Below are 24,506 nucleotides of genomic sequence, written 5' to 3'. Positions count from 1 at the left end.
AGTTAGATTATTTATATATTAAGGAGTAAGCATTATGAAAATTGGTGCCAATAATCATAGATTATTTGCCGAGGAAAGGAAAGCGGTGATACTTTTTTTATGGTTATTCAATCTGCTTTTCTACATCTGGGATATATATTATTACTATATTAGGTCATTTATCGGTGGAAGAGGTGGGGGTTCAAGAGATGGCTTAGGCCCATCAATATACATTTTAATGTTAATACCACTTGTTGTTGCAATTTACCAATTGAAAAAAGGCAATGTATACGTAATTAAATATCTATACTTAGCTGCATTTTTAATCATTGATTTTATAGATAACTTAGTTAGATATATTGGAACTAATCATCATTTTGCCACAGGGAATATCGTAGAGGTCCTTTGTATTATTTTTGCACCTATTTTTGTTAATAAGAAGTACTTTTGGTCTACTTCTATTGGTATCATTGGGAAATATATATTATTTATTTTAATCCTTCAGGATATGTATGTTGTTTTTCCAATATTACTTTACTTATTAATTTCTGCAATTGCTTTGATTGTTTTGACAAGGTTTTATTCCTACATCCATTCTTTAACTTATGCTTACGAGGAGCTAAAGAAAAAGGAGAAACTAGCGGTGATTGGACAAATGGCAGCTGCTATTGGTCATGAAATTCGAAACCCATTAGCGGCTTTAAAGGGATTTACTCAATTCCAGCAGGAAAACTATCCGTCTGCAAATAACTATTATCCAATTATGATTGATGAAATTGATCGTATAAACTCAATTGTTAATGATTTGATGTATATTGGTAAACCTAAAAAAATTAAATTTGAAAAGGCGAGCATTGAGGAAATTATAGCCTATACCTTATCAATTGCCCAGCAGCAGGCAGAGAGACAGGGGGTAACAGTTGAAACAATCATGGCCGGACCCTTACCTCCACTTGATTGTGATGAAAAACAACTAAAACAAGTTTTTATTAATTTGATAAAAAATGCCATTGAATCAATGCCAGAAGGCGGGCGGGTTCAAATTCATGTAAAAGTGATAGAAAAGCAACAAAAATTATCAATTTCTATACAGGATGAAGGAATTGGTATTGCAGATGAGGATATTCTTAATCTTGGAGAACCTTTCTTTACTACCAAAAAGGATGGAACTGGCTTAGGCTTAATGGTTACTAACCAAATAATACAAGACCATTTAGGAGAAATAAAAATACAAAGTCTTTTAAATGAGGGGACTAAGGTGGAAGTGATATTACCCATTTTAAATATAAGAAGCAATTGATATCACAGAAAATCCCAATTCATTAAAAATGAGCATTTTCTACATTTTGTTTTAAATATTTCTATTTTTATACATAAATCCCTCGGATTTAATGTACTTATATTAATCTAAATGTTTTATAATGTAGGAAAGTGTCAACAATACACTGTGTTAGTCTTAGCAGATGTAATACTTTTTACCTAAAAGGGGAATAATTCATGATCCTTTATGAAAGGTTCAAAAACAAAAAAAACTATGATTCCAATATTAGAGATGCAGAAACTCGGACTTTAAAATGGTTTTTAGTATTATTTTATATAATATCGATTGCTTTTGATATCATTTATTCCTTCATCTCTAGAAGTAATACCAAATTAGAGGATGGCCCCAATATATATTGGCTATATTTATTAATGGTAGTGTTACTGCCGGTAGCAATTTATATAAATAAAAAACAAAAAACACATTATATTAAATATATCTATTTTTTAACATATACTGTTATTTCGTTAATAAATGATTTAGTGACTTACGCTGGAGATCCAACTAAATATCCTGGTGGTAGTGCAGTAGAAATTTTTTGGCTGTTACTATCAGCAATTTTTGTTAGTAAACCTTTTGTTATAGTCGTTTCTTTTGGAATTATTTTCAAGTATTTGATAGTGGGACTATTTATTAATCCACCTAACGTAGTCATTGGCGTCATTTTAGCCATCACGCTTTCCGTTTTTTCCTTTATTCTATTATCAAGATTTCAATCATATGTGGATGCAATAAAAACTTCATATGATCAACAATTAACGGGTCTTGTAAAGGGAGTAATCGCAACACTTGAACTGAAGGATCCATATACTAGGGGTCATAGCGAACGTGTGGCGAGTTATGCTTTTGAACTTGCAAAAGCAACGGGAAAATATAAAGAAGAACAACTAAAAGATTTTGAATTTGCGTGTTTACTTCATGATATTGGAAAAATTCATATTCCAGATCAAATCTTGATGAAACCATCAAGACTTACTAATGAGGAATACGAAATAATTAAATCACACACAACTGTCGGTGCAGATGCCGTTTCAAAGGTGGTAGGGTTAAATAGTAGTATTGAAGTTATTCGCTCCCATCATGAAAGGTGGGATGGTAAAGGCTACCCTGATCAATTAAAAGGGGAGGACATCCCGTTTCTTGCACGGGTTGCGGCAGTAGCCGATGCCTTTGACGCAATGACCTCTAATAGATCTTATAGAAATGCCTTGTCCGTTGATGAAGCTTACAAACGGATATTAGAGGGGAAAAATACCCAATTTGATCCAGAATTAGTTGACTTGTTTAAACAGGTTTATCCAAAATGGAAGGAACTTCATGATAGGTCAGTTAATATTATTGATGAAAATTATATTACTAAATCTAGTAATATACTAATTTAAGGAGGTGAAAACCTTGAAAATCCGTAAATTAAAAAAGATTAAGGCTACAAGTTTATGTTGGGTTTGTTGGTTTGGATGATTAGTAATAATGGGGGTGCTAGCAAACTGCTTGCATCCTTCTTTATTAGAGCCTATTTAGGAAGGGTGTTTAAATGGATATAACCCTTTTTTCGAAACTTACATTAGTCCCAATCAAAATTAGGGAAGAAAAAAAACACTTTATTGTTGAGGATATAAATTCCAGTGAATTCTATGAATTGCCAAAAATTTGTATTGATGCAATTGATTTAATAAACAATGGTCATTTATTAGGTGATATCGAGCAGTGTTTGAAAGAAAAGTACCCAGAAGAAGAAGTTGACCTGATAGACTTTGCTAAACAGCTTTTAGATCTTCAGTTAATTGCGACAATCGATGGAGAGTCAATTAATACAAAACAAGTGCAAAAGAAAAAGGAACATTTGGGATTCTTGTGGATTTCACCTAAGGTAGGGAAATTCTTTTTTAATAAGTTTGCATTAATTTTATATGTGGTATTGTTTCTCATAGATGTATTCCTATTTGTCTCCCACCCAAATCTTTTTCCTCACTACAAGGACTTATTTATTTCAGATTATATGGTTTTAAACATTATTGCATGGATTGTTATTGCGTTTTGTTCTGTGTTAATCCATGAATTCGGTCATATTTTGGCGATGAGGTCGCAAAACCTTGCGACTAAACTAGAAGTTGGTCACCGACTGGTTCTAGTCGTCCTTGAGACAGATTTATCCACTGTTTGGAAGCTTCCTTCTAAAGATAGGAATGTACTATATATAGCGGGCCTTTGTTTTGATATGGTTATTCTGTTCCTCGCCCTACTTGGTCAACTGATTTTTTCAGATGGATTGGGGATATTTCTGAATTTATTGTCTGTAATTGTTTTAGATACATTTCTTCGGATTGTTTACCAATTCTGTATATATATGAAAACAGATCTGTATTATGTATTTGAAAATCTCTCTGGTTGTTATAATTTAATGGAAAATGCCCAACAAATGATTGGAAAATGGTTTCCATTTATAAAAACACATGCAATCGAAGAGGTAGTTTTTGATGATGAGAAAAAGACGGTTTTTACGTATTCTCTATTTTATTTTGTTGGTGTAGTTTTGACGATCAGCTTATATATAATCTTTTATATCCCTCAATTATTGTTTGCAGTGAAAAAAACTATCCCTGGATTTCTAGGAGGACCAACCTCTATCCCATTTTGGGATGCGACTGCTTTCTCTTTACAAATAATAATTGGTATAGTCCTTCTCCTATACTCATGGCGGAAAAAATACATTCAAAGATAAACCTGTATTCGGACAACGGCAAAAAAATGCCAGTGTACTCTTGTCGGAATCTCTCCTTCTTCAAAACTTCCACCATTCGTTTGTGACAAGAATTTGTCTAAAATAACTTTTTTAGGGGTTTTTCACCCGCATAATAGGGGATTTCCCTGATATAGATAACACTTCTATTTTTCTTACAATAAGGGTAAGAAAAAACGGAAGTGTTATTTTTTTTGAGGAGGATCAAGAAAATGCAATCAACCACTGTTGCAACGACCAAAAAAGCGGGACACACGGTAAATGATGCTTTTGCATCACACTTTGCTAAATCCATGTTTTTAACCATCGTCGGGCTTATCATTTTAACCTTTATCGGAACCAGAATGTTTACACATATTGACTTAAACCTATACGGCTATATGGTCGGAACACTTGTCTTCATAGGAGGTTTCTTCTATCGCTTCATCGCATGGGGTGAAAGACCGCCAACCAAAATTATTATTAAAAAAGGCTTAAAGCTTTTATTCAGAAAAAGTACCCCAAAAACAGCAGTAAGTCATCTAGCCATTTTTGACTTCATCCGGAACCGTGGCGTGTACCGCTGGGTGCAGCATATTCTAATCGGCTGGGGTTGTGTCCTTGCCTGTATGGTTACGTTCCCGCTCGTATTCAGCTGGATGTATTTTACAATGGAAGACAATGGATACTATACGATTGTACTTTTCGGGATGAACCTTATGCATGTCAAAGCAGATGGAATCATTGCCTGGATGTCCTATAATGCCCTTAATATTGCCGCCATCATGGTAACAGCTGGTGTATGTATGGCTTTATATCGTCGTTTAAAAAACATGCAAGCTCGAGCAGAACAAAAAATCATGTATGATTTTTTACCGCTTTACTTACTATTATTTATTTCAGTTACTGGCTTACTGCTAACCTTTCAAAACGTAGTCCTGCACGGCTGGATGCAGCCGCAAATGTCACTAATCCATCAATTTTCAGTAATAGTAACGTTAATTTATTTACCATTTGGAAAGCTTGCACATATCCCATTCCGGCCAATGAGTGTATTCGCAAGAAACTACCGTGAACATTACGCTGAACAAGAAATGAAAAAATGTAAAGTGTGCGGAGACCATTTCGTATCTGTTGAACAATCAAAGGATGTCATAAATGTATTAGGTGTAAATGAGATGGAATTTAACATGGAAGACGGGTTTAATCTTGCTGAATTGTGTTTACCATGCCGCCGAAAATATCGGATTGCAAGATTTTCAGGATTCGTAACGCACCAAGTGAAGGTTAAGGAGGCAAATCAAAATGCAAAAGGCTAATTTTAAGAACGAAAGAGATAAATTCTTTAAAGACATAGATAACCTAAATCATCCCAATGAGACTTTAGTCAAAACCCATTGCAGCTATTGTGCCATGCAATGTGGGATGAACCTAAGGGTTAACACTAAGACCAATAAAATAATCGGAGTTGAACCTCGTTATGATTGGCCAGTTACACTTGGTAAGATGTGTCCTAAAGGAGTGACTGCTTACCAACAGGTCAACCATCCAGACCGGATTCTAAAACCATTAATTCGTGATAATAAATCATTAAAAGGAACAAAACAAGGATTTCGTGAAGCCAGCTGGGAAGAAGCATATGATTTGATAGTTAAAAAATTCACCGAGCTTCAAGCACAGTATGGAAAAGATAGCGTCTCTGTCTACAGCGGTGTTTCAATGACAAACGAAAAATGTTACCTAACGGGAAAGTTTGCGCGCGTTGGACTTCAAACCCGTTATATTGATTATAATGGCAGGTTCTGTATGGCTAGTGCAGCCGGGGGATTAAATCGTTCACTTGGAATTGACAGAGGTTCAACTATTCCTTGGACAGACGTCCATGAAACCGACTGTATTTTCCTTGCCGGAAGCAATACGGCGGAGTGCCACCCGACATCCATGTTCCGGATTTGGGCTGTTCAAGAGCGGGGCGGATATGTCATTATTGCGGATCCAAGGGAAACTCCGATCGCAAGAAGAGCCGATCTTCATCTTGATTTAAGACCTGGAACAGACTTAGCACTTGCGAATGGAATCCTCAACTTACTAATCCAAAATGGCCATGCTGATGAGGATTTTGTCAAAAATCATACAAATGGATATGAAGAAACAAAAGAACTTGTAAAAGAATTTACCCCTGAATATACTAGCCAACTTACGGGTGTTGCACCTGAAAAAATTATTCGCGCTGCAGAACTATACGGAAAGGCGCCGAATGCCATTGTGATGTTTGCAAGAGGAATTGAGCAGCAAACCAAAGGGGTAGACAATGTTTCTGCTTATACGAATATGGCCCTAGTTACGGGGAAAATCGGTCGTCCGAAGTCTGGAGTTGCTACAATCACTGGACAAGGAAATGGTCAAGGCGGCCGTGAGCATGGTCAAAAAGCAGATGCTCTTCCAGGCTATCGAAAACTGGCTTATCCGGAACATGTTGAATATATCTCGAAGGTTTGGGGAATCCAGCCGGAAGAGATGCCAAAAGAAGGCGTATCCGCATACGAAATGTTTGGCTTAATGGAGCAAAAAACGATTCGTGCTCTTTACCTTTTATGTTCAAATCCTGCCGTATCTGCGCCAAATTTAAATTATGTACGGGAACAAATGAAAAACTTAGATTTCATGGTATGTGTAGACTTTTACCTTTCTGAGTCTGCTGAATTTGCAGATGTCGTTCTTCCAACCACATCTTGGGCAGAAGATGAAGGAACAACAACCAATGTCGAAGGCCGTATTATCAAGATTAACCAAGCACAAAAACCGCTGGGTGAATCAAAACCAGACTGGCAGATTCAAATTGAAATTGCCGAACGGATGGGCCGTGGAAAATACTTTTCTCATTTAAAATCCTCCAGAGATATTTTTGATGAACTTCGTGTCGCTTCTAAAGGCGGCACAGCGGATTACTACGGTGTTACATGGGAAAAGATTGAAAAACAAGATGGAGTGTTTTGGCCTTGTAGGGATGAAAGTGATCCTGGAACACCGCATTTATTTTTAGATAAAAAATTCTATCTCCCAGATGGGAAGGCGAAAATTTTCGCATTACCTTACCGGCCGCCAGCAGAAGAGCCGGACCAAGAGTTCCCGCTTCGTTTAACATCTGGCCGTGTTGTTTATCACTATCTATCTGGTAATCAAACTAGAAGGATTCAATTCTTGCGGGATATGTGCCCAGAGCCGTTTGTCGAGGTACATCCGGAAACTGCATTAAAATACAATATCAACCATGAAGAAAGAGTGCGGCTTTTTACAAGAAGAGGAGAAGCGGTTTATAAAGTAAAAATTACAGAAGCAATTCGTAAAGATACCGTCTTTGTTCCATATCATTGGGGACATGAACAATCTATTAATCTATTAACCATTGGTGCCCTTGATCCAATTTCAAGAATGCCGGAATTTAAAGCGTGTGCTGCCCAGATTGTAAAATTAGAAATGAAAAAGAAGGTGCAATAAATGAAAAAGAGGCTTTATATTGAACTAGAAAACTGTATAGGCTGCCGCTCTTGTTTAGCGGCATGTACACAGTGTGGCGGTCATGAGGAACGGAACCGTAACTATGTTTATGACGTAAATCCGCTTGTTAACCGTCAAACGATGCCTCTGATGTGCCTTCACTGTGTCAATCCAGCGTGTGCGAGAAGCTGTCCGGCTCAGGCTATTCAGATTCACGAAACAGGAGCGGTACTTTCCGCACTTGTGGAAAAGTGTATTGGCTGCCAAAACTGTACGATTGCCTGCCCATATGGTATACCGAAGTTTGATACCGAGCAAAATCTTATGTATAAGTGTGATTTATGTATTGATCGTTCTAAGGACGGGATTCCACCGATGTGTGCAAGTGTTTGTCCGACCAATACATTACAATGGTTGACTGACGAAGAAATTGAAGCTAAGCAAAAGCAATTTAACCTTGATAATGGCAAATGGGTAACAAGCATGCCTTACTTAGAAGGCGAAACAAATGTAAAAGTGAATCTTCCTGGAATCCTTCAGGGCGTCACTAAATTGTTTTAGGAGGGATTAAATATGACAGAGAAAAATAATAAAATCCCGTTCAATGAAGATAACTATACACACAATATCAATCGAAATAATGAACGAAAGCTGGACCGCCGCGGTTTCATGAAAACATTGGTCGGAGCAGCAGGTGTATTCGCGGTTTCCTCTCTTCCTTGGGGGGCCTTAGCAGCGAAAGAGCTATCAGGTCTAAGTGATAAAAAATACCCGAAGCACAAAATTACAGATGTTAGTGCAATCCCAGTGGGAGATGCCGTTGATTTTGTTTTCCCTGGTGAACATGATAGTGCCATTTTAATCAGACTATTTGAAAATAAATATGTAGCCTATCAAAATGCCTGTACACACCTCCGCTGTCCCGTGTTTTGGAAAAAGGACGAAGGTGAGATGTTATGCCCATGCCACCACGGAAAATTTGATGTAAAAACGGGAGAACCAATTGCCGGGCCGCCGAGACGTCCGCTTCCTGAAGTTTATGTAAAAGTAGAAAACGGCTCTGTTTATGCCGTGGGGGTGAAGCGTTATGAAGCGTAGTTACGTACCCGTTGGCCTACTTTTAGCTGTACTCATGTTAAACATAATTTTTTCACAATATATGGTCCATCAATATTTCTATCAAAATTATACGAACACCATCATTGCAGCTGTTATCAACGTCATTTTATTTCCGATTGCCTTGATTATTTATAAAAAAGGTGTGAATGTCCATGACTAGTGAGACTTATATTGATTTTTGTTTCGTTAGACCAGAAACAGGTGGATTTGCCTCGGAGATTGATGAGTTATTGAAAAAAACCTTTGCGAAAAAACGATTAAATTGGTTTTTAGAAGAAAAAACAAGTGAAGGTATTGAAATCGTTGTGGCAGAAATTAAGGGTATGAGCAATTGGCAGTCTGAAGAAGAGACGATTCAATTTATCGAAGAACATGCTGACGAGACGTTTTGGGAGTATTTGCAGGGGTACAAAATGTTTATCTATCCGGTATTGAGAGGATGTAATAGCTGTGGAACACATTAAATTGGCAGATGTGGAACAGTTTACTGGAGCTGAAGTCGACATCACCATTGGGGATGAACCAAACAGCGACCAAGCATCTACAGTAAGGAAAATCATAAAAAAAGTTCGGTATTGCCCTGATCAGACACATATTCGTCTTTATTTTGATCATTTTTATTTTCTTGCGGTTCCGCTCACCAGCCATGTCAAAAAGTCAGAAGAAGTATGGTCTGCGTATGACGCGGAAAGTGGGTTAACCTATACAATGAAAAAGGTTTAGGTCTTATAATAAGAGCCTGCCTTTTTTAATACTATCAAACAAATGGTAAAGGGGGGGACATGAATGGATGGACTACAGATAAATCAAAAAATTAATTCTTATATAATTGATTCACAGGAAGCGGAAATAAAACGAATTGCCTTAGAGCTGCATGAAGGTGTTAGCCAAAATTTATATAGTATTTTAACAGGATTGCAGTTTGTGGAATCAGGATTATCTGAACAGAATATGAAAAGCTATGTACATGAAATGTCAGAGCTCATTGAAAAAACAATCCAGGAGATCAGATTGTTATCTGTAGAACTGCATCCTCCAACCTTGACCACCTTTGGATTACTCCCGGCGATGAAAAGCTATCTAAAATTATATACATCTACGTTTGGCATTTTGGTGGACTTAGAATCATCTGGTGAAGAAGCCATTCTGCCAGAACGCCCCAAAATTGCGGTTTTTCGTGTATGCCAAGAAGCACTAACCAATATTGCAAAATATGCCGATACATCGAAAGTGAAAATGACAATCCAATGGTCAGAAGCAGAATTAAAGATCACCATTGACGATTTTGGTAAAGGATTTCAACTTGAAGATCATGACGGTACGCGTGAATCACATTCATTAGGAATTGCCATGATGAAAGAAAGAATGCATCTCACTGGCGGCAAGTGTGAGATATCTTCTAAAATAGGGGAAGGGACATCAATTAAATTGTCATTACCCTTATAGTTGCAAAGGAGAATTTATCATTGATAAAAATTCTGTTAGTAGATGATCATGCAGTAGTCAGAAGCGGTTTAAAGATGTTGTTGAATACCAATCCTGAAATGGAAGTAATTGGAGAAGCGTCAGAAGGAAAGGAAGGAATTAAAAAGGCCTTAAAATTAAAACCTGATGTTGTTGTTATGGATTTAAGCATGCCGCATGGAAAAGACGGATTATCAGCCACAACAGAACTAAAAAAGCTTATGCCTGAGATCAATATTCTAATTTTAACCATGCATGACGACGAGGAGTACCTCTTCCGTGCCATCGAAGGCGGGGCATCTGGCTGTATTTTAAAAAGTGCGCCTCATGCTGAGTTAATGTCTGCGATAGAATCAGTGGCCAGAGGGGATGCCTATCTCCATCCTGCCGCACAGAAACGATTAATGGAAGAATACTTAGCTGGGGCAAAACAAGATAGTAATGATTTGTACCATCTTTTGTCTGATCGTGAACAAGAAGTGCTCACTCTTATCGCAAAAGGGTATTCCAACAAGGAAATTGCAGAGCAGCTCGTCATTAGTGTTAAAACGGTTGAAACCCATAAAGGAAAAGTGATGGAGAAGCTGCAAATGAAAACCCGGCCAGAGCTGGTAGAGTATGCCGTGAAAAAAGGGCTCTTAGGTTATGGGATATAAGGGGGCGGAATGACAGAGATACAAGAAATACAAGCGGTTATTGACGTATGCGACCAATTAAAGAAACAGGTTGGCAGTGATTTTGTCGGCCTTGCCATCCAAAATAGAGTCGGTCCGGACGTAAAGTGGCATTATGCTGTTGGCAATTTAAATGATAAATATAAACGGATTACTGTACGCTTTGGTAAAGGCATAGCTGGAAAAATCATATCGACTGGGACCCCGATGATGATGGAGAATTTTCCTCATCAAGTAACAGGGAAGGTCACCGACTATCCAATTGCTCTTGCTGAAAAGCTGAACACATGCTATGCCGTTCCGTTATTTTTTAATGGAATACCAAAAGGAGTCCTGCTGGTTGGTAATCGCGAATGTCGTTCGTTTAGCGATACGGACCAAGAATGGGTAAATGATTCAGGTCAGGCTTTAGAAGAGATTTTAAGGGATTATATTGGATTTAATCAGGGGGATAGCTAGAAATGGATATGAAGCAGACAATAAACGAACTGATGGATTATAAATTTGCCCTTGATGAATCTTCAATAGTCGCCATTACCGATTCGCGAGGGACGATTACATATGTGAATGATCAGTTTTGTCATATCTCCAAATACACTCGGGATGAGCTCATCGGATATGATCATCGGATTGTCAATTCAGGCTATCATTCCAAAGAATTTTTTAAAGAGATGTGGAGAACAATCGGAGCGGGCAAGGTTTGGAAGGGTGAAATTTTAAACAAAGCTAAAGATGGGACTCATTATTGGGTAGATACTACAATTGTTCCGTTTTTAAACCAACAAGGAAGGCCCTATCAGTATGTTGCCATTCGGTATGAGATTACCGAAAGAAAGCGTGTGGAACAAGAACTTCAAAAAATGATGAGCTCCATTATTGATGTTCAGGAAGAAGAACGGAAGCGTCTGTCACGTAATTTACATGATGGAATTGGACAAAATCTGTATAGTCATTTAATTACCATTAATCGCTTAATGTCAGAAGTCGATCATCCACTGTTGCAGCAAATGCAGGAAGAAGCAGCGCAATTAATTGAAGAAATTCGAGAAATCTCGTGGGAATTGCGTCCTTCCGTTTTAGATGACCTTGGGTTAGTCCCGGCGATCCGGTCTTTTTTATCTCGTTATTCCGACCATTATAATATCGATGTCTACTTTGATTGTGTGTTAAACCAACGTCTTTCGATTAGTATTGAACTGACCATTTACAGGATTATTCAAGAGGCCTTAACCAATATCCGGAAATATGCGGAAGTTACAGAAGCATCAGTTACGATAAGGGAAATGGATGATATTGTCCGGGTTATGGTAGAGGATAAGGGGAAAGGGTTTGATGTAGATAAACAGACCCTTGGAGTCGGTTTGTTCAGTATGGATGAACGGGCACGCTCTGTCGGTGGTGAGTTATCGATTGTCGCTTCACTAGGGAAAGGAACGAAAGTGATTTTAGATATACCAATAGCAAACGACAAAGAACCAGGCTTTCAATAAGCCTGGTTCTTTGTCGTATAATAAGGAGTTTATAAGTTTCACTTTGTGATGATGCAGCTAATTTCTAATGTTTGCTAAACGGGTATTTCCGCTGTTATAGCTTAAATGAACTTTTTAGAGAGACGATTCTGTTAAAAACAAGCTTATCAACGGTCGTATCCTTAGGGTCGACGTTGAAATAGCCATGGCGGAAGAATTGGAATTTATCCTGCGGTCTGCTTTCTCGCATGTTTGGCTCGACAAAGCCTTGCAATACTTCTAATGAATTTGGATTTACATGATCAAGGAACGACGTTTTAACATCCTCTTCCTTTTCCTCTTTAGTATCCAAAATAAGCGGCTCATATAGACGGAATTCAGCTGGAACAGCATGCGTAGCTTCTACCCAGTGAATCGTTCCTTTCACCTTTCTGCCTGTAAAGCCAGTTCCACTTTTAGTCTCCGGGTCATAAGTACAACGAAGCTCGATAACCTCACCATTTGCATCCTTAATCACTTCTTCGCATTTAATGAAATAGGCATGTTTTAAACGAACTTCATTACCAGGGAAAAGGCGGAAATATTTCTTTGGAGGATTCTCCATGAAATCATCTTTTTCAATATATATTTCACGAGAGAACGGGATTTTCCGCATCCCCATGTCCGGATTTTCTGGATTGATCTCCGCATCAAGTAATTCTATTTGGCCTTCTGGGTAATTAGTAATCACCACTTTTAATGGGTTAATAATCCCCATTGTCCTTGGAACCTTTAATTTTAGATCTTCCCGGACATAGTGTTCAAGCATTTGTGAATCTACCGCTCCAGAACCTTTGTGCACACCAGTTTCCTTTACGAAGGCACGAATGGACTCTGGCGTAAAGCCTTTTCTTCTCATTCCGGAAATAGTCGGCATACGCGGGTCATCCCAGCCATCGACAAAGCCTTCTTCTACTAACTGCTTAAGCTTCCGCTTACTCATCACGGTATTGGTCACATTCAAACGGCCAAATTCAATTTGCTGTGGTGTGTTTTCCATTTCACATTGTTCGACCACCCAATTGTATAAAGGGCGCTGATCTTCGAATTCAATCGTGCAAATAGAATGGGTTACCCCTTCAATCGCATCTTCAAGCGGATGAGCAAAAGCATACATAGGGTATATGCACCATTTATCGCCAGTATTATGGTGTGTCACATGAGAAATGCGGTAAATAACAGGGTCACGTAAATTGATATTCGGTGAACTCATATCAATTTTTGCCCGGAGTACCTTTTGACCATTATCGAACTCACCAGCACGCATCTTTTTAAATAGCTCTAGGTTTTCTTCAATCGAACGGTCACGATAAGGACTATTCTTTCCTGGCTCTGTTAATGTACCGCGATATTCACGGATTTCTTCTGCGGACAAGTCATCCACATACGCAAGGCCTTTTTCAATTAATAGTACAGCCCGGTTGTACATTTCCTCAAAATAATCGGAAGCAAAGAATAAGTTATCCCATTCAAATCCAAGCCATTTCACATCTTCTTTAATGGAGTTTACAAACTCGATATCTTCCTTTAACGGATTGGTATCATCAAAACGTAAGTTTGTTAGTCCATTAAATTCATCAGCTAAACCGAAGTTAATAATGATGGATTTAGCGTGTCCGATATGTAAATAGCCGTTTGGCTCTGGTGGGAATCGTGTCACGATTTTTTGGTGTTTACCTGATTCCAAATCTTTTATCATCGTATCTTTTATGAAATTGGATGTTTGATTTTCCACCTTTTCAACCTCTTTTCATCAGTGTCTGCTATGTCCTTCGAGTCTAGGCCCTGCACTTTTCTTCATATCTATTACATATAACATAAAATCTGATATTTTTCCATTGTTCCCAACAATTGATGCTCGAAACAGATAGAATATGGAAAATTACTTGTTTATATTGGTAAGCAGAGCTTAAAAAGGATAAAATGGAAGCTAAAAGTAATCGATAGGAAGAGGGAATAAAATGATTAAGTTTGCTACAGTAGGGACTGGATGGATTACGGAAGCTTTTATTGAAGCAGCAAGACTTAGTGAAAAATATGAATTAACTGGAGTGTATTCACGAAACGAGGAAAAAGCGAAACAGTTTGCAAATCAATATAATGCTTCTCACTATTTTACTGATTTAGAAGAAATGGCAAAAAATGAAGAGATCGAGGCCGTGTATATTGCATCGCCAAATTCACTTCATTTCGAGCAGGCACTTATTTTTTTGAAAAATAAAAAGCATGTAATCTGCGAAAAACCAATCTTCTCTAATACGGCTGAATTAGAAAAGGCCTACCAAACAGCGGAAGAGCATGGTGTCTATTTATTTGAGGCAATCCGAAATATACATACTCCCAATTTTAAAATCCTCAAGGAGAGACTGCATAGGGCGGGCGAACTTAGAAGTGCGATTCTTCCATATATGAAATACTCCTCCCGATACGATCAATTTCTTGAGGGGCAGGAACCTAATATTTTCTCAAGCGTCTATTCCGGCGGGGCATTGGTTGATTTAGGGGTGTATCCTTTGTATTTAGCAGTCTGCCTGTTCGGCGAACCTAAAAAGGTTTCGTATCATCCTGTTGTATTGCGAAGCGGTGTCGATGGCAGTGGAACATTAGTATTGGATTATGAGGGATTCGTCTGTACCATTCTTTGTTCTAAAATTGTCGATTCCATTATTCCATGTGAAATCCATGGTGAGAAGGGAACGTTTGTGCTTGAAGATGCCGCCCCGATTTCAGAAATTAAGTTCCATGATACACGTACAAAGGAAAGCGAAATCCTGAGTGTGGACCAGGAAGAACAAAACATGGTTTATGAATGTATGAATATCGCCAATATAATGGAAACAAATCATCATGAAGAATATGAGCAATTAAGGGAATGGAGTAAAATCGTCCTGCGGATTACCGATGAGGCAAGAAAGCATAATCATATTGTGTTTAAGGCAGACTAATTTATTTTTTGACAAATTTAAGAATGGCAATGTGACATTTTTTCGACATAAAGGAATCAGATGATTTATATCACTTACCTCCAAAAAAGCGTTCATTATAGTTAGGTTAATAATGAATGGAGGAACCTTTATGAAGTCAAAAGCTTGGTATAGGAAGCAATTGAAACGTAAGCCCGTGCAAATCACCAGATATGCCATTCAGGCTGTGTTCTTGTTGTTTTCACTCTATATAGGACTGCAATTTTATCAATTTTATGATCATTTTGTAACAAATGGGAAAACACCTTTCGTGGAGCGTCCAGCTGCTGTCGAGGGATTTTTGCCAATAAGTGCCCTTGTTGCCCTAAAGGTTTGGCTGACAAGCGGGGATTTTGATGTGATTCATCCGGCTGGACTAGTTTTGCTTTCATTTTTTGTCGGAGCAGGAATTCTTCTTCGAAAATCCTTTTGCAGCTGGATTTGTCCAGTGGGTACAGCCAATGAACTAATTGCCTGGTTCGGCAGAAAGATATTTAAACGAAACTTTGATATGCCAAAATGGCTTGTCTGGCTGTTAACCCCGATTAAGTATGTGCTGTTGTTATTTTTTATCGGTATGGTCCTTCAAATGGATATTTTTAGTGCCAAAAGTTTTCTTGTTGATAACTATAATAAAGTTTCAGATGTGAAAATGCTGCTCTTATTCTTAAACATTAGTGGATTTACCTTGAAGTTTATTATTGTTATTTTTATTTTATCTTTATTCTTTCGGAACTTCTGGTGCCGCTTTTTATGCCCTTATGGTGCATTCATTGGCCTAGGTTCCATTCTTAGATTGACAAGAATTGAACGGAATGTTGATACCTGTACCAACTGTGAGATGTGTACAAAGGTATGCCCGCAGCGATTAAAGGTTCATGAGGTGGAAAAGGTTACTTCGCTAAATTGCTCTGCCTGCATGTCATGTGTGGAGGCATGTCCGATTAAAGATACGTTAAACATGACAGTTGCAAAGAAAAAGGTAAATAAATGGTTTGTTCCGGTTACTTTCTTTGTTTTATTCTTCATCGTAATCGGTGCAGCGAAAATGACCGGCCACTGGAATACCATTATTACTTACAGTGAATGGAAGCAATTAATCCCGGAAGCCCGGTATATTGGACACTAAAAAGGTTATATACATTTAGGTAATTAACCTTATTTTTTTGGTGGAAAGTTCAGAAAACTTTCACTGTAAAATACCAATATGTATTAGTATCATGGAGTTATAGAAAAGCCTGATTTTGATACTATGGGGGAATCTGGATGGCTAAAGCGATTAGAGAGTATTCGTTACCTGAATTAATGGAGCGGATTGAAGAAATTTTTAATGCAAATCCTGAACCAATTAAAGATTTTAACGGAGTAGTTCAATATGATGTTCACGGTGAAGAGACAGGAACTTACCAGCATTTTTTTAAAGATGGGACATTGACCATTAAAGAAGGGGTTGAAACACACCGGATGTCTCCATGGCCTTATCATACGATAATTTTAAGAAATTTTTATTAGGTAAACAAAGTGGAGCCGTTGCTCTATTAACGGGAAAGGTAAAAGCCAAGGGTGATATAGCAAAGGGCATGAAAATAGAAACGATTCTTCGAAGATACCATATTAAAGAACCTTTTTAATCATCGAAAGAGATAAATCGGCATTTGCCGAATTTGTCTCTTTTTTGCGAAAAAAAAGGAAAAGATGTGATTGCTTGATAAGAATGCGTACTAGTATCATAAAATTAAAGGAAAACAGGTGATTTAAAAAGAGGAGTGTTGTCTTTGTCAAAAACAATAGAAGAGTATTCTCTCCAGGATTTAATGAAGCTGATCGAAGAAATTTTAAATAAGCACCCAGAGCCAATCCGAGGGGTTACGGCCCTTTATCAATTTGATATTCATGGAGAGGAAGAGGAATCCTGCCAGCTTCATTTTCAGGATGGCGGTGCTACGGTAAGGAAAGGCAAAGATGCACCTCCCGATTGTACGTTAAAAATGTCATTAGCCAATTTCCGCCTGTTTTTGTTAGGAAAACTGAACGGAACGATGGCATTTATGACAGGTAAATTGAAAATTCAAGGGGATATCGGTAAAGCACTTAAAATCGAAAGCATTCTCCGACAGTACAATGTGAAGGACCATTTATAAGTGAACCTTAAATAGTACACATTCAAAGTGTGCTTTTTAATTTGTAAAGAATCATTATCACACACACCGCCTAACTCATTCATATATATAGTAAAAAAATGGGTGAGAAACAATGGTGGGATCTAATCGAGAAGTACGTCTTGTGATGCCTTACCTCCCAACAGGAGCAGAAATCGAATATCTAAACAATCAGGCCATTCTTAGTTGGGGAGATTTAGATGGGGACGGAATAACTGAAGTCTTTGGGCTTTATCGGTATCATCAACAGTCCTATTTATTTGTTTTAAAGAATAGGTATACAACCTTATCCTATTTTCCAGTTTCAAAATTAGTCGAGGAACGGGCCATTCGAATCCTTAATGAATTTTATGAAACAAGAGCTGTTTATTTATATCCTGCATCAATAAGGGAAATAGGCGGAAACAAGTGGGGATATCTCAATGCGAGAGGCAAATTTATTCTCCCTCCAATCTATGACCATGCTGCAGATTTTCAAGACAATGGTTTAGCGGTCGTCGGGCTTATAGATAAATCAGGCATTATCGACGAAAAAGGATATTTTATTGTGAAGCCCAAATATGATACGATTCAGCTGTTTTCGGAAGGTCGTTCGGTGGTTAATGACCGTCAAGGTTTCAAGGTTATCGACGAAAGTGGTAAAGAGGTTACTGAAAAAGCATACTCTTTTATCTATCCCGAATATAAGGAAGGCCGCGTAGAAGCTGTAGAAATAGAGGAGGACGGAAATTATCTATATGGGTATTTAAATAAACAGGGGAAAGTGGTAATCCCCGCAGCCTATGAATCGGCCAGTGAATTTACAGAGGGCAGAGCAGTTGTAAAACCAAAGGGAGAACAGTACCAATTAATTGACCTTACTGGAAACGTATTGCATACCTACCCCTATGAATGGGTGGGTAATTATGGTCAAGGCCTTCTTTCGTTTAAGAAAAATTACGATGGATTATATGGCTATATCGATGTTGAGGGTAACATGATTATTAAGCCAAACTATACAACTGCCGGACGATTTATAGACGGGCGTGCCATTGTCAGTCTGGAAAGTAATCAAAAGGAGCTCTATGGATTAATTAATCAAAACGGACAATTTGTCATGAAAGCCCATTACAATCAAATTTTATCTATTGGAGAAAAACGGTTTGCCATTGGGAGGGAGATCGACCCGAAACAAGCCTGCGTGCGATCTATTTTCGCCTTGGCTGACCATGCCGGACATGTTATGACTGGATTTATTTTTCATGAAATGGGGAACTTTCAGGACGGACTAGCGTCTGTCTCGGATGATCAGCATACTTATTTTATAGATAAGCAAGGAAATCGAATGGATCACTTGCCCTACGTAAGTGGAAACGGGAGACTTAGCATTGAAAAGACCCTTATAAAAGGTGAGATTGATCAGCGCCTCATTTACTTTAATCAAAAAAATGAGTTGGTTTGGAAACAAGCATCCATCTACCCATTAACTAACCAATATGCTGTTGTGGAACATAAATATAAGCCTAATTTTGATTATCTCGTTTATTATCCCGAGATAAAGGGAATGGAAAATGCAGGCCAAGTAAACGATGCTTTAAAGGCAATGGCAGGGGTAAAACAAGTACCTGTTACACCATTGGAGTCCCATTACACAGGCGATTTTACGATAAGTTTTTTTAAGAAAAATCTACTCGTGATTGAGATAACTGGTTATGATTATCCATTTTGTGCGGCTCACGGAATGCCGCTGAAAAAATATGCTCATTTAAACCTTAAAACGGGGCGGTTGTACCAGCTGGCAGATCTATTTAAACCAGAAAGCCCTTATGTTAAGGTGATTAGTGATTTAATTGAAGATCAAATCAAAAGTAATGACGAATACTCATACCTCTTTCCAGATCAATACCATGGGATTCAAGAGGATCAGCCGTTTTTTATAAGTGAAGCAGGATTAAATATCTACTTTCTGCCTTATGAAATTGCTCCTTATGCGGCTGGCTTCCCAACTTTTTCAATACCGTTTTCTGAACTGAAAGAATTGATTGATTATAATGGTGAATTTTGGCTGGCCCTTCATTAAGAATAGAAATAAACAAAAAAGCGTAAACCATGTGGTTAAACGCTTTTTGTTTCATGAATAACTTCTAAACATACTTCCTTCTAAAACCAAACCAGTAGCCGCCAAGGACGATGATGAGGAAAAGACACACAGCTGCAGGAACAACGTAGTCTTTAAAGGAAGGCTGAATACTCTGGTTTTTTTTCATAAGCAAAACAGCATTTTCTGTCTGATTCTTTGTGCCTTTTGTGTCTGTTGCCTGTATATTTGGATTTTTATTTGAGCTGGTCACCACAGTTAATGTTGAATTATTATGAAATGAATCTGCCGGTACAGAATCGGATGATGGAGTAGATTTTTCTAAATGTGTATAGGCAAAACTAGTTGTTCCAAATAAAAAGAACAATAACGATGCGAAAAGTGCAATTCTGCTAAACATCATATTCAACTCCGATATATTGTTTTCCGAATGTTCATTTTATCATCAATTGCACTGTTTAAATCCAATTAGCGACAATGTTCACAAACCTTTCAATTTTCATATCTTTGAAGATAAGTAAGATTTCTTAATAATAGCATGAAGGAAGGCTAGATGTACTATATATAATTATTCTTTATTAGAAACAGAAATGTTTGTTATAATGTAACTATCGTGTTCATGTAGAATCAAACATAAAATTACTTACTGAGTTACATAATATTCAAAAAGGGGGTGTTTGCTTGGATCAGACTCAGGATAGTAAATTTGAGGATTCATTTCTTCCAATGTCTTCGATTGGGAGCGGGATTGGCGTTGCTGTTTTGCCGGATATATATTGCTACACGGACCAAATTGTTAATCTAGTTTTGATAGGAAGCCCTGGAGAGACAACTGAATTTGTACTGATTGACACTGGGATGCCAAAGTCGGCTGGGCAAATTAAGGACATGATTCAGGAGCGGTTTGGCGAAAACGCCATTCCGAAAGCGATCGTCCTAACACATGGACATTTTGATCATGTTGGGTCTATTGCTGAACTTTTAGAGGATTGGAAAATACCTGTATATGCACATGAAAAAGAGCTTCCTTATTTAACGGGAAAAGAGAATTATCCACCTGGAGATCCAAATGTGGACAGCGGTCTTGTTGCGAAGATGTCAACGATGTTCCCCAACCATGGGATTGATATTAGTGCGCATGTTCAGCCGCTTCCAAGTGATGGGACGGTTCCATGTATGCCAGAGGGGTGGAAATGGATCCATACACCTGGACATACTCCAGGTCATATTTCATTATTCCGTGAACAAGATAGAACCCTAATTGCCGGAGATGCCTTTGTAACTGTAAAGCAGGAATCGCTTTATAAGGTGATTACACAAACGCAGGAAATCAGCGGTCCGCCGCGTTATTTTACGACTGATTGGGATGCGGCCTATCAGTCAGTGCAGAAATTGGCGGCTTTGAAACCGCAAGTTGCTGTGACGGGACATGGGATTCCGATGAGCGGGGAAGCGCTATCCATGAACCTTATGTATTTAGTAGAGCATTTTAATGAAGTGGCTAAACCTGCAAGCGGGAAATACGATAATTAAGGGGATTACATGGGTTGCTTTAACCAGCAGCCTTTTATTTTGGTTGTTATGTTCTTAATAAAGAATGTATTGTTGGATCAATAATTAGAAAGAATGGTTTTGAAACAGGGGATTTTAAGGAGGAAATATGAAACCTTGTATCTTTTTATTCGCAGCAGGCTTGTTAGATGCAATCTTGACAAATGTCGGAATCTCATTGGGGTTTATTGAAGAAGGAAACCCGATGATGAGAGAAATTATTGATGAGGGCTGGTCCTATTTTTACTTAATTAAAATAGTACTACCGCTGGTGCTGATTGTTTTATTTTATTTCAAACCCTTTCAAGGAATCATTCGGACGCTGCTTATGTCAACATGTGTCCTTTATTTATCTGTCTTAGTCTACCATATGGTCTGGGTGATCCTCTACCTTAATAATCCGGCTTAATCCAAACTAGACACCTTATGAATTATAAGATAGTATCAATACGATATCGATTAACAAATAATAAACGTAAAATGATATAGATAGAAGGAGTACAAAATGTTAAACACCTTACAACCCTTTTTACAGGAAGCATGGCAAAAGTCAGGATTTCAAGCACCAACCTCGATTCAGGAGTCAGCGGTTCCGCTCATCCTTGAAGGGAAAGATGTGATTGCGGAGTCACCCACAGGGACGGGGAAGACATTGGCTTATTTACTTCCATTGTTACATAAAATCGACATGAAGTCCTCTTCCTTACAGGCAGTAGTTTTAGCCTCTTCTCAAGAGCTTGTCATGCAGGTTTATCAAGAATTTCAAAAGTGGTCAGAGGGAAGCGGAATAAGAGGTACTTCCATTATTGGCGGCGCCAACCCAAAACGTCAGTTAGAAAAATTAAAGAAGCGCCCGCAGATTATTTTTGCTACGCCAGGAAGGTTACTGGAGTTAATCAAGCAAAAAAAGGTAAAAATGCACGAAGTTAAGATGGTCGTCCTTGATGAGGGTGACCAGCTGCTCATTCCGGAGCATTTGCAGACGGTACAGCAGATTGTCAAATCGACTATGGGTGACCGGCAAGTCGTATTATTTTCGGCCACAATGAAACAAGTGACAGAAAAGTTAGCTAAAGAATTGACCAATGAACCTGAAGTATTGCGGATTGAAAAAGATGAAATGGCTTCTTCGGGTGAAGTGGAACATATCTATTTTTTGTGTGAGCAAAGGGATAAAATTAAACTCCTTGAAAAAATAGCTCGCCTAGAGAAAAGTAAATCGTTAGCCTTTATTAATGATATTGGAGAAATTCAAGTTGTTAAAGAAAAATTGTTATTTAAAGAGTTATCAATTGGTATCCTTCATAGTGACATGAAAAAGCTCGAGCGCCAGGCCGCATTAAAGGATTTCCGTGATGGAAAAATGAAAATGCTGATTGCTACAGATATTGCGGCACGAGGTCTGGACATTCAAGGGGTCAGCCATGTTGTACAAATTGATTTCCCTAAGGATATTACTCAGTATGTCCACAGAGCTGGAAGAACGGGAAGAATGGGAGCAAACGGAACGGTTATTTCACTTGTAACAGAGCGTGAAGAACGCGAGTTGAAACGTTTTTGCCGGGAATTACAAATTCCGCTCCATAAAAGAGTTTTTTATCAAGGAAAAATCGTGGCGGAAGAACAAAGACAGCAAAAGCTTAAACGGTAAGAGGAAAGCAGTGGTGTATTCCACTGCTTATTTTTATAAAAAAAGGATTCTTTATGGGTTCACTTGAATTATTTATGTGATATGAGGAGGGAAACGATGCAAAAACCAAAATGGAATAAACGAGTTGAAGAGTGGCTTGAGGAGGCCTCCATCCGTACGATGCAAGAAAAATTAACAGCTGGTGAGATTACCTCTAAAGAGCTTACCCTGCTGTATTTAAAGAGAATTTCTATTTTTGATAAAACGATTCATTCTATCCTGGAAGTAAATCCAGATGCTTTACATATTGCTGAAGCTCTTGATGCGGAAAGGAAGAAGTCTGGACCACGCAGCCAACTGCACGGTATACCGATTTTAATTAAAGATAATATTGATACACATGACAAAATGCATACAAGTGCAGGTTCATTAGCCTTGAAGAATTCGATTGCTTTGGAGGATTCGGCAGTAGCGGATCAATTGCGTCAGGCGGGGGCTATTATTTTAGGAAAAACCAATATGACAGAATGGGCCAACTTTATGGCTTACGGTATGAAAAGCGGTTATAGCTCCAGAGGCGGGCAGGTCTTAAATCCGTATGGACCTGGAAAATTTGACGTTGGTGGTTCAAGTTCAGGATCGGGAGCAGCAATCGCTGCTAATTTTGCCGCTGCGGCAGTCGGAACGGAAACATCCGGTTCGATTTTAAACCCGGCCTGCCAGAATTCATTAGTGGGGATTAAACCAACGTTGGGTTTGATCAGTAGAAGAGGGATTATCCCAATAGCACATACCCAGGATACGGCAGGACCAATGGCGAGGACTGTTGAAGATGCTGCTATTTTATTGACATCTTTATGTGGAATGGATGACCGCGACCCCATCACGAAAACAAACCCCTTAATAGGGACGGACTTCACGAAGTTTTTGCGAAAGGATGGTCTGAAAGGGAAAAGAATCGGTATCGCAACAGAAGGTTTTATCGAGCTTCTAGATAAAAATAAGGCTGACGTCGTTAGAACAGCATTGGGTGTATTAAGAAAATCAGAGGCTGAGGTAGTTGAGAATATTTCCATTCCTTCAGTCAAAGCCGAGTGGAAGTATGATGTGTTAACCTATGAATTTAAGCCGGACCTAAATGCGTATTTAAGTAAGCTTCATCCGTCGATTCCAATCAGAACGCTGGCGGATTTAATTGCTTTTAATAATCAAAATGACGAACAAACGCTCAAGTATGGGCAAGAGGTACTCGTTGAATCAGAAGAAACAAGCGGGTCACTGACCGAACAAGCGTACATTGACGCATTAGAGTTTGATCTTTATCATTCCACCGAGCAAGGGATCGATTATGCTTTTAAAAATAATCACTTAGATGTGCTAATTATTCCAAGTGACGAAGGGTCGCATATTAGTGCGAAGGCGGGCTATCCAACCATAACAGTACCAATTGGTTACACTCATGAAGGGGAACCTGTTGGTATTTCGTTTGCAGGGACGGCTTTTAGTGAACCGGTATTGATTGAAATTGCTTATGCTTTTGAACAAATTACCGGCCATCGAAAACCACCAGTTTTAGGTAAGGAATAGGGGCAATCTGATTCAACCATACTATAAATGATTTTCTTACAAAAGGAGATGGTAGTGTGGGAAGACAGAAACTTGGTAACGCCAATGCCCAGCGAAATAATAATCGTAAAAAGGGTATGAAGGATAGTGCAGAGTTAGTGGAATTTACAACCGGAGAAGAATTAAAACGGAACCGTCCGAATAGCAAATAAATGAGAAAAAACGCCTCCTCCGTACGGAAGGAGGCGTTTTTGGATGTTGAGTGATGACCCTAATGA

General features: G+C 38.4%; 27 protein-coding genes. 25 read left to right on the top strand and 2 right to left on the bottom strand.

What is annotated here, in order from left to right; translation table 11 throughout:
* Positions 1-34: 34 nt before the first annotated feature.
* The 14 genes from J7E81_RS06095 (at position 35) to J7E81_RS06030 (ending at position 12,264) form a co-directional block, all read left to right on the top strand.
* Entirely contained in the window at positions 35-1,279 is a 1,245-nt protein-coding gene (locus tag J7E81_RS06095; RefSeq protein ID WP_215041273.1) for an ATP-binding protein, read from the top strand.
* Positions 1,280-1,476: 197 nt separating this feature from the next.
* The gene (locus J7E81_RS06090) at positions 1,477-2,682 is read left to right on the top strand and encodes an HD-GYP domain-containing protein (RefSeq protein WP_215041272.1); all 1,206 of its coding nucleotides are present in this window, start codon (positions 1,477-1,479) and stop codon (positions 2,680-2,682) included.
* 152 nt (positions 2,683-2,834) lie between these two features.
* Entirely contained in the window at positions 2,835-4,022 is a 1,188-nt protein-coding gene (locus J7E81_RS06085) for a hypothetical protein (RefSeq protein ID WP_215041271.1), read from the top strand.
* 230 nt (positions 4,023-4,252) lie between these two features.
* Entirely contained in the window at positions 4,253-5,338 is a 1,086-nt protein-coding gene (locus tag J7E81_RS06080; RefSeq protein ID WP_215041270.1) for a hypothetical protein, read from the top strand.
* Entirely contained in the window at positions 5,325-7,517 is a 2,193-nt protein-coding gene (locus J7E81_RS06075; protein WP_215041269.1) for a molybdopterin oxidoreductase family protein, read from the top strand. The genes J7E81_RS06080 and J7E81_RS06075 overlap by 14 nt, the downstream gene beginning before the upstream one ends.
* A complete protein-coding gene (locus J7E81_RS06070; protein WP_215041268.1) occupies positions 7,518-8,078 on the top strand; it encodes a 4Fe-4S dicluster domain-containing protein in 561 nt (186 codons plus the stop codon). It abuts the gene before it with no gap.
* Between the two features lie 12 nt (positions 8,079-8,090).
* The gene (locus tag J7E81_RS06065) at positions 8,091-8,615 is read left to right on the top strand and encodes a Rieske (2Fe-2S) protein (RefSeq protein WP_215041267.1); all 525 of its coding nucleotides are present in this window, start codon (positions 8,091-8,093) and stop codon (positions 8,613-8,615) included.
* Complete coding sequence (locus J7E81_RS06060; RefSeq protein ID WP_215041266.1) at positions 8,605-8,796, top strand: hypothetical protein; 192 nt, start codon at positions 8,605-8,607, stop codon at positions 8,794-8,796. The genes J7E81_RS06065 and J7E81_RS06060 overlap by 11 nt, the downstream gene beginning before the upstream one ends.
* Positions 8,789-9,100: a hypothetical protein gene (locus J7E81_RS06055; RefSeq protein ID WP_215041265.1), complete on the top strand. Its 312-nt coding sequence runs from the start codon at positions 8,789-8,791 to the stop codon at positions 9,098-9,100. Before J7E81_RS06060 ends, J7E81_RS06055 begins: the two co-directional genes overlap by 8 nt.
* Positions 9,087-9,359, top strand: a complete 273-nt coding sequence (locus tag J7E81_RS06050) for a hypothetical protein (protein ID WP_215041264.1) — start codon at positions 9,087-9,089, stop codon at positions 9,357-9,359. The genes J7E81_RS06055 and J7E81_RS06050 overlap by 14 nt, the downstream gene beginning before the upstream one ends.
* A 63-nt stretch (positions 9,360-9,422) precedes the next feature.
* The gene (locus J7E81_RS06045; RefSeq protein ID WP_215041263.1) at positions 9,423-10,082 is read left to right on the top strand and encodes a sensor histidine kinase; all 660 of its coding nucleotides are present in this window, start codon (positions 9,423-9,425) and stop codon (positions 10,080-10,082) included.
* A gap of 20 nt (positions 10,083-10,102) precedes the next feature.
* Complete coding sequence (locus J7E81_RS06040; RefSeq protein WP_285291994.1) at positions 10,103-10,756, top strand: response regulator; 654 nt, start codon at positions 10,103-10,105, stop codon at positions 10,754-10,756.
* A 9-nt stretch (positions 10,757-10,765) separates the two neighbouring features.
* Positions 10,766-11,233, top strand: coding sequence for a GAF domain-containing protein (locus tag J7E81_RS06035; protein WP_215041262.1), 468 nt, complete (start codon positions 10,766-10,768; stop codon positions 11,231-11,233).
* 2 nt (positions 11,234-11,235) lie between these two features.
* Positions 11,236-12,264, top strand: coding sequence for a PAS domain-containing sensor histidine kinase (locus tag J7E81_RS06030; protein ID WP_215041261.1), 1,029 nt, complete (start codon positions 11,236-11,238; stop codon positions 12,262-12,264).
* Positions 12,265-12,358: 94 nt separating this feature from the next.
* Here the strand turns inward: J7E81_RS06030 and J7E81_RS06025 are convergent, their stop codons facing one another.
* Positions 12,359-14,017, bottom strand: a complete 1,659-nt coding sequence (locus J7E81_RS06025) for a glutamine--tRNA ligase/YqeY domain fusion protein (protein ID WP_215041260.1) — start codon at positions 14,015-14,017, stop codon at positions 12,359-12,361.
* A gap of 229 nt (positions 14,018-14,246) precedes the next feature.
* On the opposite strand from J7E81_RS06025, the gene J7E81_RS06020 reads away from it, so the two are divergent.
* From J7E81_RS06020 to J7E81_RS05990, 6 genes are all read left to right on the top strand, one after another.
* Positions 14,247-15,227, top strand: a complete 981-nt coding sequence (locus J7E81_RS06020) for a Gfo/Idh/MocA family protein (protein WP_215041541.1) — start codon at positions 14,247-14,249, stop codon at positions 15,225-15,227.
* Positions 15,228-15,357: 130 nt separating this feature from the next.
* Positions 15,358-16,374 carry a 4Fe-4S binding protein gene (locus tag J7E81_RS06015; RefSeq protein ID WP_215041259.1) on the top strand — a complete coding sequence of 339 codons (1,017 nt, stop codon included), beginning with the start codon at positions 15,358-15,360 and terminating at the stop codon, positions 16,372-16,374.
* Between the two features lie 137 nt (positions 16,375-16,511).
* Entirely contained in the window at positions 16,512-16,757 is a 246-nt protein-coding gene (locus tag J7E81_RS06010) for a hypothetical protein (protein ID WP_215041258.1), read from the top strand.
* A complete protein-coding gene (locus tag J7E81_RS31280; protein ID WP_215041257.1) occupies positions 16,718-16,876 on the top strand; it encodes an SCP2 sterol-binding domain-containing protein in 159 nt (52 codons plus the stop codon). The genes J7E81_RS06010 and J7E81_RS31280 overlap by 40 nt, the downstream gene beginning before the upstream one ends.
* Before the next feature lie 144 nt (positions 16,877-17,020).
* Positions 17,021-17,386 carry an SCP2 sterol-binding domain-containing protein gene (locus J7E81_RS06000; protein WP_215041256.1) on the top strand — a complete coding sequence of 122 codons (366 nt, stop codon included), beginning with the start codon at positions 17,021-17,023 and terminating at the stop codon, positions 17,384-17,386.
* Between the two features lie 112 nt (positions 17,387-17,498).
* A complete protein-coding gene (locus J7E81_RS05990; RefSeq protein WP_251028492.1) occupies positions 17,499-19,463 on the top strand; it encodes a WG repeat-containing protein in 1,965 nt (654 codons plus the stop codon).
* Positions 19,464-19,527: 64 nt separating this feature from the next.
* Here the strand turns inward: J7E81_RS05990 and J7E81_RS05985 are convergent, their stop codons facing one another.
* On the bottom strand, positions 19,528-19,881 hold the full coding sequence (locus J7E81_RS05985; protein ID WP_215041255.1) for a hypothetical protein: 354 nt from the start codon (positions 19,879-19,881) through the stop codon (positions 19,528-19,530).
* A 326-nt stretch (positions 19,882-20,207) separates the two neighbouring features.
* Between J7E81_RS05985 and J7E81_RS05980 the strand changes: the two genes are divergently transcribed.
* The 5 genes from J7E81_RS05980 (at position 20,208) to J7E81_RS30845 (ending at position 24,440) form a co-directional block, all read left to right on the top strand.
* On the top strand, positions 20,208-21,014 hold the full coding sequence (locus J7E81_RS05980; RefSeq protein WP_215041538.1) for an MBL fold metallo-hydrolase: 807 nt from the start codon (positions 20,208-20,210) through the stop codon (positions 21,012-21,014).
* A gap of 127 nt (positions 21,015-21,141) precedes the next feature.
* Positions 21,142-21,441: a DUF5658 family protein gene (locus tag J7E81_RS05975; RefSeq protein WP_215041254.1), complete on the top strand. Its 300-nt coding sequence runs from the start codon at positions 21,142-21,144 to the stop codon at positions 21,439-21,441.
* Positions 21,442-21,537: 96 nt separating this feature from the next.
* Positions 21,538-22,683 carry a DEAD/DEAH box helicase gene (locus J7E81_RS05970; RefSeq protein ID WP_215041253.1) on the top strand — a complete coding sequence of 382 codons (1,146 nt, stop codon included), beginning with the start codon at positions 21,538-21,540 and terminating at the stop codon, positions 22,681-22,683.
* A gap of 96 nt (positions 22,684-22,779) precedes the next feature.
* On the top strand, positions 22,780-24,249 hold the full coding sequence (locus tag J7E81_RS05965; RefSeq protein WP_215041252.1) for an amidase family protein: 1,470 nt from the start codon (positions 22,780-22,782) through the stop codon (positions 24,247-24,249).
* Between the two features lie 56 nt (positions 24,250-24,305).
* Positions 24,306-24,440 (top strand): hypothetical protein, encoded by a 135-nt coding sequence (locus tag J7E81_RS30845; RefSeq protein WP_275677366.1) that lies wholly within the window; start codon positions 24,306-24,308, stop codon positions 24,438-24,440.
* Positions 24,441-24,506: the final 66 nt, after the last annotated feature.

It is taken from the genome of Bacillus sp. ISL-18 (assembly GCF_018613415.1).
Lineage (GTDB): Bacteria > Bacillota > Bacilli > Bacillales > Cytobacillaceae > Neobacillus.
Note: the sequence above shows the minus strand (reverse complement) of the source record. Positions and strands in the feature narration are given on the sequence as shown.

Excerpts from the sequence above, each read along its gene's own strand:
- J7E81_RS06095 (WP_215041273.1), top strand. The coding sequence starts at position 35 with ATGAAAATTGGTGCCAATAATCATAGATTATTTGCCGAGGAAAGGAAA.
- J7E81_RS06090 (WP_215041272.1), top strand. The coding sequence starts at position 1,477 with ATGATCCTTTATGAAAGGTTCAAAAACAAAAAAAACTATGATTCCAAT.
- J7E81_RS06085 (WP_215041271.1), top strand. The coding sequence starts at position 2,835 with ATGGATATAACCCTTTTTTCGAAACTTACATTAGTCCCAATCAAAATT.
- J7E81_RS06080 (WP_215041270.1), top strand. The coding sequence starts at position 4,253 with ATGCAATCAACCACTGTTGCAACGACCAAAAAAGCGGGACACACGGTA.
- J7E81_RS06075 (WP_215041269.1), top strand. The coding sequence starts at position 5,325 with ATGCAAAAGGCTAATTTTAAGAACGAAAGAGATAAATTCTTTAAAGAC.
- J7E81_RS06070 (WP_215041268.1), top strand. The coding sequence starts at position 7,518 with ATGAAAAAGAGGCTTTATATTGAACTAGAAAACTGTATAGGCTGCCGC.
- J7E81_RS06065 (WP_215041267.1), top strand. The coding sequence starts at position 8,091 with ATGACAGAGAAAAATAATAAAATCCCGTTCAATGAAGATAACTATACA.
- J7E81_RS06060 (WP_215041266.1), top strand. The coding sequence starts at position 8,605 with ATGAAGCGTAGTTACGTACCCGTTGGCCTACTTTTAGCTGTACTCATG.
- J7E81_RS06055 (WP_215041265.1), top strand. The coding sequence starts at position 8,789 with ATGACTAGTGAGACTTATATTGATTTTTGTTTCGTTAGACCAGAAACA.
- J7E81_RS06045 (WP_215041263.1), top strand. The coding sequence starts at position 9,423 with ATGGATGGACTACAGATAAATCAAAAAATTAATTCTTATATAATTGAT.
- J7E81_RS06035 (WP_215041262.1), top strand. The coding sequence starts at position 10,766 with ATGACAGAGATACAAGAAATACAAGCGGTTATTGACGTATGCGACCAA.
- J7E81_RS06030 (WP_215041261.1), top strand. The coding sequence starts at position 11,236 with ATGGATATGAAGCAGACAATAAACGAACTGATGGATTATAAATTTGCC.
- J7E81_RS06015 (WP_215041259.1), top strand. The coding sequence starts at position 15,358 with ATGAAGTCAAAAGCTTGGTATAGGAAGCAATTGAAACGTAAGCCCGTG.
- J7E81_RS06010 (WP_215041258.1), top strand. The coding sequence starts at position 16,512 with ATGGCTAAAGCGATTAGAGAGTATTCGTTACCTGAATTAATGGAGCGG.
- J7E81_RS31280 (WP_215041257.1), top strand. The coding sequence starts at position 16,718 with ATGGCCTTATCATACGATAATTTTAAGAAATTTTTATTAGGTAAACAA.
- J7E81_RS05990 (WP_251028492.1), top strand. The coding sequence starts at position 17,499 with ATGGTGGGATCTAATCGAGAAGTACGTCTTGTGATGCCTTACCTCCCA.
- J7E81_RS05985 (WP_215041255.1), bottom strand. The coding sequence starts at position 19,881 with ATGTTTAGCAGAATTGCACTTTTCGCATCGTTATTGTTCTTTTTATTT.
- J7E81_RS05980 (WP_215041538.1), top strand. The coding sequence starts at position 20,208 with ATGTCTTCGATTGGGAGCGGGATTGGCGTTGCTGTTTTGCCGGATATA.
- J7E81_RS05975 (WP_215041254.1), top strand. The coding sequence starts at position 21,142 with ATGAAACCTTGTATCTTTTTATTCGCAGCAGGCTTGTTAGATGCAATC.
- J7E81_RS05970 (WP_215041253.1), top strand. The coding sequence starts at position 21,538 with ATGTTAAACACCTTACAACCCTTTTTACAGGAAGCATGGCAAAAGTCA.
- J7E81_RS05965 (WP_215041252.1), top strand. The coding sequence starts at position 22,780 with ATGCAAAAACCAAAATGGAATAAACGAGTTGAAGAGTGGCTTGAGGAG.